9 protein-coding genes are annotated in these 14,218 nt (G+C 62.3%); 6 read left to right on the top strand and 3 right to left on the bottom strand.

Translation table 11 applies throughout. The features are described 5' to 3' along the window. Nucleotides 1–35: 35 nt before the first annotated feature. Nucleotides 36–1,331 carry a site-specific integrase gene (locus G8O24_RS09825; protein ID WP_188098634.1) on the bottom strand — a complete coding sequence of 432 codons (1,296 nt, stop codon included), beginning with the start codon at nt 1,329–1,331 and terminating at the stop codon, nt 36–38. Between the two features lie 123 nt (nt 1,332–1,454). Here G8O24_RS09825 and G8O24_RS09820 point away from each other — a divergent pair, with 123 nt between their 5' ends. The 4 genes from G8O24_RS09820 to G8O24_RS09805 all read left to right on the top strand — a co-directional run bounded on the left by G8O24_RS09820 (nt 1,455) and on the right by G8O24_RS09805 (nt 5,928). After that, nucleotides 1,455–2,396: a DUF1403 family protein gene (locus G8O24_RS09820; RefSeq protein ID WP_006023656.1), complete on the top strand. Its 942-nt coding sequence runs from the start codon at nt 1,455–1,457 to the stop codon at nt 2,394–2,396. Nucleotide 2,397: 1 nt separating this feature from the next. Beyond that, entirely contained in the window at nt 2,398–3,060 is a 663-nt protein-coding gene (gene scpB, locus G8O24_RS09815) for an SMC-Scp complex subunit ScpB (protein WP_006023657.1), read from the top strand. 88 nt (nt 3,061–3,148) lie between these two features. Continuing rightward, on the top strand, nt 3,149–4,783 hold the full coding sequence (locus tag G8O24_RS09810) for an ATP-dependent nuclease (RefSeq protein WP_188098632.1): 1,635 nt from the start codon (nt 3,149–3,151) through the stop codon (nt 4,781–4,783). Continuing rightward, on the top strand, nt 4,780–5,928 hold the full coding sequence (locus G8O24_RS09805; RefSeq protein WP_188098631.1) for a UvrD-helicase domain-containing protein: 1,149 nt from the start codon (nt 4,780–4,782) through the stop codon (nt 5,926–5,928). The genes G8O24_RS09810 and G8O24_RS09805 overlap by 4 nt, the downstream gene beginning before the upstream one ends. A gap of 101 nt (nt 5,929–6,029) precedes the next feature. Here G8O24_RS09805 and G8O24_RS09800 read toward each other — a convergent pair whose 3' ends face one another. Then, complete coding sequence (locus G8O24_RS09800; RefSeq protein WP_081758779.1) at nt 6,030–7,808, bottom strand: retron Ec67 family RNA-directed DNA polymerase/endonuclease; 1,779 nt, start codon at nt 7,806–7,808, stop codon at nt 6,030–6,032. Nucleotides 7,809–8,275: 467 nt separating this feature from the next. On the opposite strand from G8O24_RS09800, the gene G8O24_RS09795 reads away from it, so the two are divergent. Further along, nucleotides 8,276–9,544 carry a metallophosphoesterase family protein gene (locus tag G8O24_RS09795; protein WP_006023661.1) on the top strand — a complete coding sequence of 423 codons (1,269 nt, stop codon included), beginning with the start codon at nt 8,276–8,278 and terminating at the stop codon, nt 9,542–9,544. Nucleotides 9,545–9,547: 3 nt separating this feature from the next. Continuing rightward, nucleotides 9,548–13,051 (top strand): ATP-binding protein, encoded by a 3,504-nt coding sequence (locus G8O24_RS09790; protein WP_006023662.1) that lies wholly within the window; start codon nt 9,548–9,550, stop codon nt 13,049–13,051. 183 nt (nt 13,052–13,234) lie between these two features. On the opposite strand, the gene G8O24_RS09785 is transcribed toward G8O24_RS09790, so the two are convergent. After that, on the bottom strand, nt 13,235–14,218 hold the full coding sequence (locus tag G8O24_RS09785; RefSeq protein ID WP_188098629.1) for a LysR family transcriptional regulator: 984 nt from the start codon (nt 14,216–14,218) through the stop codon (nt 13,235–13,237).

Raw genomic sequence — 14,218 nt, 5'->3', positions numbered from 1 at the left:
ATGCAGCTGGCACAGAAGGGGAGGGGGTTTTGGCCCTACAGCCCGCTCGCCTTGGTGAGATTGACCCGGAAGCGATCTCGCCGGCGCTGGTATTTGCGAGTCATCTCGGCGGATGCGTGGCCGAGCTGTTTCTGCACGTAGCGTTCGTCGACCTCGGCCGAGGACGCGAGGCCAGCGCGCAGCGAATGCCCCGCGAACTTTTGCTCCCGTTCGCCTTCCGACAGGTCGCCCCGGACGCCAGCGGCCAATGCGACGCGTTTGACCAGCCGTGCCACCTCCTGGTCGTTCAGCCGCTCAGAGCCCACCGCCTTGCCTTGGCCGGTGACGCGCCGGAACAGGGGGCCATGGGCGATGCGAGCGAGTTTCAGCCAAGTCTGCAGAGCAACGACCGGGCAGGTGGCATCAGACGAGCCGCGACCGACCTCAACCTCGCGCCAGCCGGTTTTGCCGCGTAGCGTCACCAGAACGCCCTTGTCGAAAACCTCGACCCAACCGCGTCCGTCCTCGGTCTGATCCCTGGCAACGTCGAGACCGACGATTTCTGAGCGGCGCAGACCGCCAGCAAAGCCCAGCAGCAGCATGGCGCGATCGCGCAGACCGCGTAGCGTGCCGCGGTCGAAGGTCTCCAGCATCGCGATCAGGTCTTCCGGGAGGATGGCTTCCTTCTGAAGGGGAGGGGAGGCGTGGGTGTTGCGGATGCCGGCCATGACCGTGGCGATGTGGCGATCCTTCCTGTCCAGCGCCTGGCCGCGTTGCGCATAATTCCACGTCAGCGAGGAGAGCCGGCGCTCGATCGTCGACACGGAGTTCGGCTTCTTGTCGCCTGTTGCCTTTCCGGACGCACATGCGGTGATGTAGAGGCCGACCACCTGCGGATCGGGCGGAAACATCTCGACGCCCTGCCGGCGGCACCAGGTGGTAAAATGCTTCCAGTCTGCCGCGTAGGCGCGGCGCGTGTTGGCTGAACTCGCCGCCTCGACATAGCCACGCGCCCGATCGGCGAGCGCGTCGAGATGCGCCGGCAGGCGCGGGTTCGACACGACCGGAAGGGGAGGGGGTGAGGAGTGGTCGGCATCGCCGGCGGAAAGCCAACGATTTGGCTTTCCGAACGACGAACGCCCGGAGCCATAGCGGAGGGCTTCGGCTTCCGCCGGCGGCTCCTCCGGTATCTTTCCCATCTCCATGACCACGTCGATGATATCCGGCAGGTCGTCCTTGAGCTCGGCCGACGGCCGCGCCGCCGAAACGTCATCCGTTGGCCCCGTGCCGTGGGACGGTCCGGAGGGTCGATCGACGTAATTTCTCGGCTTCTGCTCGACGTTTTGGGCCATTCTTTATATAAAGAGCAAAACGACCGATAATGCAACATTATCGGTCGTTTTTATTTTCCGACAGGCGCGGCGGTTTTGTGCGATTTGGGTGGCGAAAAGCGCCGCGTGGAGATAGGCTCGATCATGGCCTCACGCGCGCGACTCATGCCCGATGCCCCGCCGACCTTCCCGCCGTTTCCGGGCTGGGTGCGGCAGGGCGTGACGTCCGAGAGCGTTGATGACGCGATGTTTTCGGCCGGCGCCGCGCTCGCCGCGATCCATCCGATCGCGCGCAGCGAGCATCCATTGGGATCATTGTGGCGGCATCGGCTGTCGCTGTCGAACGCCGCGGTGCTGGCCCGGCACGGCGGACGCACCGAGGACGAGGCGGCGCTGCGCGACGCCTGGTATCTGCGCCGCGACGGTGACGATCCGGGCCCGGGCGGGCGCATCCTGAAAGCCTGGCGGCATCTCGGCGAGCGCAGCGCCATGGCGTCGAAAGACTGGACCCTGCGGTTGTCGGCGCTGTTCGAGGTGCGCTTCAGCGACGCGCTCGAGGATGTCGTCGCCCAGGCCGACAAGCTGATGACCGGGCAGGGGAATGCCGTCGCGGCCGCCGCAGAGATTGCGGCGGCCAGCCTGCGCTTCGTGCCGCAAAGCGAGCCGCTTGCCCTGTGGCTCGCCGACATGATGCTCGCCCAGCGCCTGAAATGGCCGATGGCGGTGCCGCTGATCGCGAGCCAGATCCGCCGCGGCGATCTGCGCGTGGCTGTGAAATCCAACGTGGCGGATGAAGCCTGGCCGAGGGCCTGCGCCCAGGCCTATGCGCGTGCGGCTGCAAGCGCGGCGGATCTCTATGTCGAGCTGGCGCGGCGCGCCGATCGCCTGCTGGCGGCGGCGCCGAAGCTGCGCGGCAAGGACGCCGACACCATGGTGGCGATCCTGATAATGGAGGATGCGCAGCCCGCGGGCGCCGGCAAGACCGCGAGCGACCGCAGCATGCGCCGCCTGTTCGAGCGCCTGGTGGCGCTCGGCGCCGTCCGCGAGCTGACCGGCCGGCCGACCTTCCGATTGTACGGGCTCTGACATGGGACGGCGGGCGCGCGCAAAGACGGATCTCGACCTCGACCTCGCGGACCTGCCGCCTGAACTGCGTTGGCGCGAATGGATGGGCCGCGTCGAGGCGGTGATCTTCGCCTCGCCGGCGCCGGTGACGCGCGAGGTGCTGTCGCGCGTCGTCGGCCGCGATTGCAATCTCGACCTAATCATTGACGACATCCAAGACGAGCTGCGCGGCCGGCCCTACGAGCTCGTTTCCGTCGCCGGCGGCTGGCAATACCGCACCCGAAAGAATTTCGGCGATACCATCCGGACGGCGATCGGCGGCGGCGCCGACAAGTCCCTGTCGCAGGCCGAGAACCTGATCCTCGCCTGCATCGCCTACTACCAGCCGATCACCCGCAGCGAGCTGTCGCAGTTCTTCGGCAAGGAGGTCAGTCGCGACACCATCGGCCACCTGCGCGGCCTCGGCTTCATCGCGGCCGGACCTCGCAGCCCGCAGCCGGGCGCGCCCTACACCTATGTGACGACCAACGGCTTCCTGTCGCACTTCGGCTTCAACACGCTACGCGACCTGCCGGACATGGAAGCGCTTGAGGACGCCGGCCTGCTCAGCAAGGAAAAGTTGTTGGCGGGGGATATTCCCATCGCTCCCGGCGGACTCGTTGATGAGGATGATCGCCTAGATTGAACGACCCGTCGGATTGGCCAGTGGTGATAATATCGCCTATGTCGCGATTCGCGGGTGCGGCGTTTCACGAACTCAGCATCGAGGGCGCATGAAGATCGCCAAGGTAAAGATCACCAACTTCAAGTGCTATGAGGAGACGTTTTCTCTCGCGCTCAACGATGCCCTGAACGTCATCGTCGGCGGCAACGAGTCCGGAAAGACCACGATCCTGGAGGCGATCCACTTGGGCTTGACCGGGATGCTAAACGGCCGCCCGCTCAAAAACGATCTGACCAGCTACCTCTTTAATTTGGCCGCGCAGCAGAAGTACGTCGCCAGCCTGAAGACCGGGTCACCCTTACCGCCGCCGGCGATCACCATTGAGCTGTTCTTCTCGGGAGACTCGAGCGAGTTGGCCGAGCTCGAGGGCGACGGGAATTCCGAGAAGATTAAGGCAAGCGGCGTGATATATCGCGTCGAGTTCGACGAGGAGAATTACAAGGGTCCCTACGAAGCGCTCGTGGCGGCCGGGGAGCTGACCTCCATTCCCGTAGAATACTATGCTGCGACCATGCGGTCGTTCGCGCGCAAGGGGATCACCTCGCGCAACATTCCGATCAAGTCCGCGCTGATTGATTCATCCAGCGCCCGGCTTCAAAACGGGTCCGACGTCTATGTCTCGCGGATCATCCGTGACGTGCTGGAGGAGACCGAGCGCGCTTCGATCTCGCAGGCGCACCGAAAGCTGAAGGAGGCTTTCGTCGAGGACAAGAACCTGAAGCTGATCAACGATCGGATTACTAAGGCCGCGAAAATTAGTCAGAAGTCCGTCTCCATCTCTGTCGATCTGTCGTCCCAGACCGCCTGGGAAAGCAGTCTGATGACCTACATCGACTTCATCCCTTTCCAGTACATCGGCAAGGGTGAGCAGTGCGTGATCAAAACTAAGCTCGCCCTCAGCACCAAGAAAAACGCCGAGGCCACGGCCATCCTGCTGGAGGAGCCGGAAAACCATCTGTCGCACGCTCGGCTCAACGAATTGATCGCTGACCTAACTGCCCAGCACGGCGAGAAGCAGATCATCATCTCGACCCACAGCAGCTTCGTGGCCAACAAGCTCGGCCTCGACCATCTGATCGTGCTGCGCGAGGGCAAGGTAGTCCGGATTTCGGAGCTGCAGGCCAGCGACTTCTTCAAGAAACTTGCAGGGTACGACACCTTGCGCCTGGCTTTGGCCAAGAAGGCGATCCTGGTGGAAGGCGACTCCGACGAACTGGTGGTCCAGCGGGCCTACATGGACGCCAATGGCGGGCGCTTGCCTATTCAGGACGGGATTGACGTCATCTCGGTCGGTACGGCCTTCCTGCGCTTCCTCGAGCTAGCGCTGGCGTTGAAAATCCCGGCGGCCGTGGTGACCGACAACGACGGCGACACCGCTGCAGTGCAGAAGAAGTACGCCGCGTTCGATGGCCAACCGTCGATCAGGATTTGCTTCGACCCCGACGTCGACACGGGTGGGCTGACGGTCAAAGAAAAGCCCTTCAATTACAACACGCTTGAGCCAAAAATCTTGAAGGCGAACGGTCGAGAAGCCTTAAACAAGATGCTCGGGACCGCTGCCAAGACAGACGATGAACTCCACCTTCATATGCGCGCCAACAAAACCGATTGCGCACTGGCCATCTTCAGTTCGAAAACGGCGATTACCTATCCTGACTACATTACCCGGGCGATCGCGCCGTGATTGGCCAGAATAGGCTGGTCATCGCGGCAGCCGGCTCCGGCAAGACCACCTACCTCGTCGAAGAGGCACTTAAGATTAGGGACCAGCGGGTCCTGATCACCACCTACACCGAATCCAACGAGGCGGAGATCCGCCAGAAATTTTTCGACGTCGTTGGCCATGTTCCGTCGAACGTGGTGATCATGACCTGGTTCAGTCTCTTGATTACCCATGGCGTGAAGCCGTTTCAGGGTGCTGTGTTTGAATTTCTGGTCAAAGGCATGGCATTGGTCCAAGCCCAGTCGGCCATTCGCTACACCAACAGCCGGGGCATCGCGGTGACCTGGCCCGAAGGAGACATCGCAAACCACTTTTTTGATCGGCGTGGACAGGTCTTCTCGGACAAGCTGTCCAAGTTGGTGATCCGATGCAACGAGCAGAGCGGCGGCGCGGTCGTCGACAGGCTGAGCCGGGTGTTCCCTCACGTTTTCATCGACGAAGTCCAGGACCTCGCTGGCTATGATCTCGACATCATCGAAGCGCTGGCGCGAAGCCCGGTCCGCCTGCTGATGGTTGGCGATCCTCGGCAGGTGACCTACCTGACCCATTACGAGCGCCGCTTCGCAAAATATGCCGACGGCGGCATCGCAGACTTTTTACGGTCGCTGCCCAAAAAGCTGAAGATCGAGATTGACGAGGTAAGCCTGAACCGATCGCACCGTAACAGCGAGGCCATCTGTGCGGTGTCGTCACGGCTATTCCCCGGGTTTGCTGCCACTCAGGCTTGCGAGTGTGCCTCGTGCCGTCGCCCTCTGCCGGCCAGCGCTGGCGTATTCATCTTGAGGATCGCAGACTATGATCATTATCTGGCGACCGTCAGACCCGTGCAGCTGCGCGACAAGGTCACCAGCAGGGGCGTCGACCCGTCGTCGCAGGCGGTGAACTTTGGAGAATCCAAGGGACGTGGATTCGACCACGTCGTGATCCTGCCAACGGATCCGATGAAGCAATGGCTTGCCGATCCGGACAGCAAGCTGGCGGCACAAAGCCGAGCAAAGTTTTATGTTGCGCTCACCCGCGCGCGTTACAGCGTAGCTATTGCGATGGATTGGAGATCGGCCTCGCTGCCCGCGGGCTTTTCACTCTACCAAGTGCCAGCAATCTGATTCTGGGATCTCATCGGTCGCGAGAACCTAGCTATGCAGCTAACGCGACTCCGAAATCGTCCCATCGCTTCTACACCCAGCGAAAGCCCACCATCGCAACGTCACGGCGTGGGAGCGGCGGCTGCGATCGCTGGCACTGGAGCCGCCGCCGCGGCCTTTCGTGCCGCATAGTCCCGGATCACGGCCTCGATCCGTTCGAGCAATGGGGTGAAACCGGCGAAATTGATCGACCCGGCCCTTGGCCTCACGACCCGCGTTGCGAACACAGCTTTTCCATACTCGGTCGCGGGATTGATCTTGTTTTCCTTGTTGAAGGATTTGCCGTCGAGCTTTTCCGCCAGAACGGCAGGTTCAAAGAAATCCTCGGGGCAAGACATGAGGTTCGCGCCGAGCGCCGGCGTCTTCACCAGATAGAGGGGTCCGTGGAGATGGAAAAACAGGTCATGCTTGTCCCACGCGATATCTAGGCCATAGTTCTTTTTGTTGTTGAGGTAGCTGAAAATCTCTTTCGCCCCATCATCGTTGTCGATGAGAACGATGACCGGATGCTCGGCCGGGCGAAACTCGTAGCGGTTAAAGGCGTCCTTCCAGGAAATCAGAAAGCGCAGCAAATCGCCGGAGCCCCCTCGCAGCTGAAGGAAGTCACGCGCCTGATCAGAATACTTGAAAAAATTCACCCTCAGCTCAGGCTTGCCTCCCACGACTGACGCAAGAAGTGGGTGCGCGGCAGCAAGCCGCCGGATGGCGCTCTTCAGGTACACAGGATCGGTTGGCCCTTCGCAGATGATCAACGGCCGCGGCGGGTTGATGAAGCTTTTGAAGAAAATGAGTTCGTAGTAGACGACGCGGATCGCCGAGGGCCACTCATTCTTCATCTTCGTGCGCTCGGCGTGCAGCTTATGCTGCTTCTCTTTGTTGCCTTCGTTCGCGATCGCAATGTCGATCTGCCGCTCGCGCACATGATAGATGTGATTGATCATGCCTTCCAGGCGCGGCACGGAGTTGCAAGCCACCCCGTTGAGTTCATATGCCCCCGTTGTCAGGAAGCGATGCGCTGTCGCGCGAACCCGCTTGTAGTATGTCTGCGCTACATTGGCCTTCTCGTTGACGGTAAGCCCTGTCACCATCTGCCGACTTCCGCGAAGCTGCATGCGCGTCTTGGCGTCATTCACCTCAAAGCCGGCGTCATTGATGCGCGACACAAGCTCCTCGCCGAGCTTCCACTCGGCCCCGTCCAATTCGGCTAGCGCCGATGGGAACTCGCGCTGGTTCGTGGAGATTGTGATGTCATCCGCGTAGCGCGTGTAAGTGCATTTATGCCTCGCCGCCAGCTTCACCAGCCGGATATCGAGAAAGTGCGTCATCAACTCAGTGATGACCGGCGAGCACGGGCTGCCCTGCGGCAGCTTTCCGTCCTTGCATGCGATCTGAGCCAAAAGCGTTGCTACCGGCTCCGCAAGACGAAAGTGTTCGCTCTTCAGAAAGAAGCCGCGAACGCGGCCGAAGTTGAAAGCCGGAAAAAAGTCCTTCAGGTCAAGGTTCAGCACGTAGCGACGCCGGTGATGCGTCTTAGCGTTGCTGATGATCGAAGCGCCGGGACGAAACGCATGGGAGAGTTTGTTGCGGCGAGGATCTTTTGCTTCGATCTCGCGCAGGCATTCATAAAGCAGTTTCGAAAGGCTGCGTTGCAGCCCTTTCAGACGGTCGTTCGGCGCATCGATGGTGCGGACACCGCCGCTTCGCTTCGCAATATCGAAGGTGATGTAGCGGGCCGCCGGCGGCGTTGCGTGGACGATGAACGACACGGCGCTTGGGCGATAGCGCAGCAGCGCTGCCACTTCGTGTCTGGTTCGCGTGGCGCGAAGATCCGTGAGGCTCAACGTGAAGCACCGAAGAAAGAAGGCTTACAGGCACTCCTACGCGTCGCATAGGCCGTCACATCATGCTGCAATCGAGCAGCGTGTAGGGAGCAGCGTCCGAGACATCGGATCATATATCGCGAAACACGATAACAAATCTGCCTGTAAGCTTGATATTGCGGTACCATCTGTCGCGCGCCATGCCAAGCTCTCGATTTGTTCTGGATGTCAATACGACGTCACACGAGTATAGGTACAGAAGGATTGCGGCAATTGCCCCGAAATCTAACGCGATCTCAAAGACTTCCCGCCTGGCTACGGGTTCAAATTTAGAGGCCTATCGCGTAGACAAAGTTATCATTCTCCCCCTGTTTCTGTGAATTTCGCGGTTATCCCGGCGTTCCTCGGCGATTTCAATATCACGCCGATTGACCGGCGCGTAAGGTCCACCCAATGCGAGCAAGCCATAAATGCAGGGGTAGGCGAGGGTGACGTATCGATTTGTCCATGCCGCAGACATTCATCTCGATTCACCGCTGCGCTCGCTTGCGCTGCGGCATTCCGAGTTGGCTGAGCTGATCGGTAACGCCACCCGGCGCGCCTTCGTCCGGGTGATCGATCTGTGCCTGGACGAGCAGGTCGACGCGCTGCTGATCGCCGGCGATCTCTACGATGGCGATCAGACCTCGATGAAAACGGCCCGCTTCCTGGCCGAGCAGCTCCGGCGCCTGGACCAGGCTGGCATTCGTGTCTTCATCATCCGCGGCAACCACGACGCGCTGTCGAAGATCACCAAGGAATTGGTGCTGCCGGATTCCGTGAAGATCTTCGGCGGGCGAGGGGAGGCTATCGCGATCGATCGCGCGCCCGGACGCGTCCCCGTCGTCGTCCATGGCCTGAGCTTTGCTCAACCTCATGCCCCGGAAAGCCTCCTGGGGCGCTATCGGCCGGTCGTGGATGGGGCGGTCAATATTGGCATCATGCACACGAGCCTCGGCGGCGCTCCCGGCCATGACCTCTACGCCCCGTGCAGCCCGGCCGATCTACAGGCGTCAGGATTTCATTATTGGGCGCTCGGCCACGTTCACAAGCGCTCGGCGACCGAAGGCACCTGCGCGATCGTGATGCCCGGCATGCCGCAGGGGCGTGACATCAACGAAGCCGGGCCGAAATCCGTGACGCTCGTCACCATCTCGGACGATCGCTCGATCCATCTTGAGGAGCGCGTCACAAGTGTCGCGCAGTTCGAACGCGTGTCCGTCGATGCCACGGGAATGGACGATTGGCGCGAGCTGGTGTCCGCAGTGACGCGCGCGCTCGAGAACCAACGGGCTGCTGCCCGGGCAGAGCACCTTGTCGCTCGCGTGCGAGTGACTGGTGCGACGCCGCTGGCATGGCGCATTCGACGCGACGGCGACTTGCTGAAAACCGAGGCCGATGACCGGGCTTCGGTGATCGGCAGCTGCTGGGTCGAGCAGCTCGAAATCGCATGCCGTCCCGGAGAACAGCGGAGCGAGACATCGGGCGACCCGCTCAGGGAGCTGCATCGCTTGATCGAAGACGACGTCCTCGATTCCGCGGCCTTTCAGAATGAACTTGCAGGCATCGCCGAAGAGATCAGGGCTCAGTTGCCGCAGGAATGTCGCGACATTTTCGGCAAGGACGAGGCGTCTTTCCGGGAGGCGGTCGCCCAGCTGGCGCGCGACGGCGCAGAGGGCGTCATGGCACGTCTTGAAGCTCCGGGCGAAGGAGCGTGATGCATGCGACTTCGCCGCCTTGACCTGACCCGATATGGCAAATTCACCGATCGCAGAATCGACTTCGGCGAGCGGGTGAATGGACAGCCGGACCTGCATATCATCTACGGACCAAACGAAGCGGGAAAATCAACCGCGTTTGCTGCCTTCCTGGACCTGTTGTTCGGGATCGGTTCGCAGAGCCCATTCAACTTCCTTCACCCCTATCCGACCATGCGCATCGGCGCCGCTCTGGATATCGGAGCGGAGACAAGGGAGTTCGCACGTCTCAAACGCTCGCAGAACAGCCTGGTCGACGGCCATGATCGCAGCGTTCCAGAAGCCGCGATCCGCGGCGAACTCGGCGGCATCGAGCGGGATGCCTATCGGACCATGTTCTCGCTCGATGATGAAACGCTCGAAAAAGGCGGCGAGAGCATCCTTGCAAGCAAGGGGGATCTCGGCCAATTGTTGTTCTCGGCCAGTGCAGGCCTCTCGCACCTCAGCGACAGATTGGTCGACCTGACGGCAGATGCTGACAGCTTCTACAAATACCGGGCTAGGTCCGGAGCACTCGCGGATTTGAAGTCGCGCCTCGCCGAACTCAAAGCTGAGCGCGAGCAGTTTGACACACTAGCCACGGATCACGCTCGGCTGGTGGACACCCGGGACCGGGCAACCGTTCAATACGATGAAGCGGTCAAGGAACGAGCCGAGGTCCAGCGGCGCGTCGATGAGATCCGGGGCTATCTCACCGCATTACCGCGTCTCACGGCTCTACGGGGCATTCGAGCACGGGTCGCACCCTTGGCGGATATTCCGGAGGCACCGCAGGGGTGGGTAGCCGAAGTGCCGCGGCTCCAAAAGCAGGAGATCGAGCTTGGTGTCAAAATCAGCGCGGTTGCCGACGAGATAGGCCAACTTGCCGACGAGGGTCGGGCCGTCATCGTGGACGAGACAGCCTTGCGGACTGCCGACCGCGTAGAGCGGCTTGTCGACCTGCGCGCACGGTACGTCACCGCTGAAAAGGATCTTCCTGAGCGACGCCTGCAGTTGCGCGAGCTCGACTTGGCTATCGCCGGAATTCTTCAGCGCATCGAGCGGCCCGAAGAGACCGAGCCCAAGCGGCTTGTGTTGAGCTCCGCGACCATCGGCAGACTGCGCGATCTGGTCGAAGCTTATTCGGGGATCAAGGCCGCCAGCCGGAACGCATCCGACGAGCTTGCCGAGGCGCGGCGCCGGCTGGATGACGTTGCGGCGAAGCTGCCCGAGGGCGGTGCTGACCCTACGGTCCAGGCGGAGCGAAAGCGCGCTTTTGCAGAGCTGGCCGTCGTGATCGAAGCACTTCGCTCAGCGGACCATCATGTTCGTCGCCGGCTGGCGGAGCGCGATCGTGCGGCTGCCCTTGATGCGCTCAATGACCGACTCGTCGCACTTCGTCCCTGGCAGGGCACCGGCGATGAATTAGTCGCCATGAATTGCCCGAGCCCGGATACGCTGCAGAATTGGAAGGTTACCCGCGGGGAGGCAGTGTCGGCAAAGTCCCGCTGCGATGCAGAGGTGCAACGCCTGACCACGATCGTCAGGCGTCTCGAAGCCGAGAAGGCCAGTTTCGCATCGACGACCGGCGTTGTTTCAGATCACGAAGCCGCGGAAGTACGTTCGCAACGTGAGCAGGCTTGGGCCGCGCACCGTCGGGCGCTCGACACAGCTTCTGCAGATACGTTCGAAGCCGTCTTGCGCCACGACGACATTGTGACTGCAGGGCGGTTCTCGCACATGGGCGAGCTCGCGAAGCTGCATCAGACCGAACAGGCGCTTGCCGTCGCGGAGACGGATCTGACGCGCGCCGTTGAACTCGCCCAACAAGCCGATGCGGCCTTAGGGGCAATTGACGCCGAGGTCATCGCAGAGGCCGGCGTGATAGCCGCCTGCTTCCCCAAGGCACTGTCGCTTGCGGAGCTTGAGGCGTGGATCAGCCGGCGGGAAAAGACGCTTGAGGCGCGTGCCGCATTACAGAGCGCCGAACGGGACATTGCTGCTGCTGAGCGTGATGCGGCGGCCGCCTCCGAACGGCTTACGACCGCGATGGCGGGTGCGGATCTCGCGCCGGCTCCTGACGCGAGCTTTGATGCCGTGCTCGGGATGGCCCAAACCTCGCTCGATCGGGAAGCCGAACTGCGCCGTCTCCAAGTCGAGCTCGACGAGCGTCGCCGAGATGTTGTTGCGCGGGAACGCGCCGCGGAGCGTGCCACATCGGACGAGAAGGGCTGGGCAGAGGCGTGGGCGGCGGAATGCCGTGGATGCTGGCTCGGCGAGGGACCCGAGACCCCGGCGGTCGGCGCAGTGCGCGAGGTGCTCGCCGCGATCACTGAGCTTTCCCCGACCATTGAGAAGCGTGCTGCCCTTCTCGACCGCATCCACAAGATGGAACGGGACCAGCTCGCGTTCAGCGAGGAGGTTGCGGCACTCACGGGGCTTCTCGGGATTGAACCGGGTCCCGACGCCGTCCTGGAGCTGGCCCAGCGTGTCGTCGAAACGGTCCGGAGTGCCACGGCGGCCCGCGACCAGCGCTCCAGCCTGACGCAGCGGACCGGGGAGGCACAAGCGCGCCAGCGTGAGCTTGCAGAATCGCAAGCCGTTCATGACGAACAGAAGCAGCGGATGACGGCGTTTTTCGCGGTTGGCTCTCTGGAGGAGGTGTCCCGGAAGCTGTCCGATATCGAGCGACGAACCGACCTCATGAACCAAGCTCGTGAGGCGGAAAAGGATATCATCGAGGCTCTTCGTGCATCGGATATCCAGCGTGCGGAGGCGGCGCTCGATCAAGCGGACAGGCCGGCACTCGAGGCCGAGCTCACGGAATTGACGACCCGAGCGGAAGACCAGGACAAGCGTTGTCATGAACTGTTCGCGGCGAAGTCCGCCGCCGAGGATCGGGTCGAGGCGATCGGTGGAGACGCCAGGGTCGCCATCATCGAGGAGCGCCGACGGACGACCCTGCTCGAGATTGAGGATGGCGCCACGCGATATCTGCAACTACGTGCCGGCATCTCAGCCACGCAGCAGGCGCTCGCCAGCTATCGCGAGCGCCATCGCAGTTCGATGATGGCGCGTGCGTCGGAGGCGTTCCGAACCATCAGCCGCGGCGCCTATACCGGCCTCATCGCCCAGCCCGGCAAGGACGGCGATACGCTGATTGCGATTTCAGCAGAGGGCGGTTCGAAGGCCGCCGATAAGCTTTCGAAAGGCACGCGCTTCCAGCTTTACCTCGCGCTACGCGTCGCCGGCTATCACGAGTTTGCCCGCGCTCGCAGTTCGGTGCCGTTCGTCGCCGACGATATCATGGAGACGTTCGATGATTTCCGCGCGGAGGAGGCATTTCGCTTGTTCGCGGAAATGGCCCAGGTCGGCCAGGTGATTTACCTCACGCATCACCAGCACCTTTGCGAAATCGTTCAACGCGTGTGCCCGACGGCTCGGTTACATCGCCTTGACGAGGCCGAGGTGAGACGGGAGGTCGCCTGACAGCTTTGCGAACAAAACACCGCTCCCGAGCAGGCCGCAAAAAAGCGAGCGCCGGGATCCATCGAGGCGCTCGGCCTGCTCCTCGCAGTCGTGGATAACCAAGCCGGTAGTGCTGGGCTACCCGTCCAGCAGTATACCCATGTGGGCCGCAGTAGGGGTTAGCGTCTATCGCGATGTTCGTCCCTAAGAACCGTTCGCTGTCGCCTGTGGGCCGGCAGCGTGGCGCCCTTCTTCCGACAGGCTCGCCGTGGCCGTCAGCCGCTCTTGGAAAACGTCCTGCAACAGGTCCAGGAAAGCACGCACGGCAGGATTTGCGCGGCGGCTTTCGGGCCACACGGCCGTGATGTTGTGTCGCTCGACCGCAAAGGCGGCAAGCACAGGGACAAGCGCGCCGCGATCGACATAAGGCGCTGCGATGAAGGTCGCGCTGATGCCGATGCCGCCGCCGGCCGCGAGCGTGACGGCGACCGCATCGCTCACGTCGATGACGATGCCGGCGGTGGGCGCCAATTCGATCTCCTCGCCGCCAATCTGGAAGGGCCACCAAAAGCTCTGACCCGTGTTCTGATAGCGGAGGTTGACGAGGTCGTGCCCCGCCAGATCGTCGGGGTGCTGTGGCGCGCCGCGCGCCGCAAGGTAAGCGGGTGACGCAAAGCAGCAGAGTCGATACGGGGCAAGGCTCCGCGACAACAGGCGCGAATCCGCAAGATCGCCGATGCGTATTGCGACGTCGATGCCTTCCTCGATGATGTCCACAATCCGGTCAGTCAGTCTGAGATCGACCGTCACTTTGGGATGACGCTTTCGGAACGCAGGCAGAGCGGGCGCGATCACATGCAGTCCGATCGGCAGCGACGCCGCCACCCGCAAGGTGCCAGACGGCTCCGAGCGCGCGCTCATCGCCGCCTGCTCGATCGCTTCCGCCTCGCCCAGCAGCCGCAGCGCTCGCTCATGCAGATCGCGACCCTCCGCCGTGAGCGCCAGCGACCGGGTCGTGCGGGTGAAGAGCGCAACCCCCAGATGCCGCTCAAGACGTTGGATGCTCTTGCTGACGGCCGAGGGCGAGATCGACAGGGAGCGCGCAGCGGCGGTGAAGCTACCCATCGAGCCAGCACGCGCAAACGCGATCAGGCCGGTCAACCGCTCCAAAAGCATTTGTTCCTTCAT

This window comes from Bradyrhizobium campsiandrae (genome assembly GCF_014529705.1).
Classification (GTDB): Bacteria; Pseudomonadota; Alphaproteobacteria; order Rhizobiales; family Xanthobacteraceae; genus Bradyrhizobium; species Bradyrhizobium campsiandrae.
This window is presented reverse-complemented; position numbering and strand designations above follow the sequence as displayed.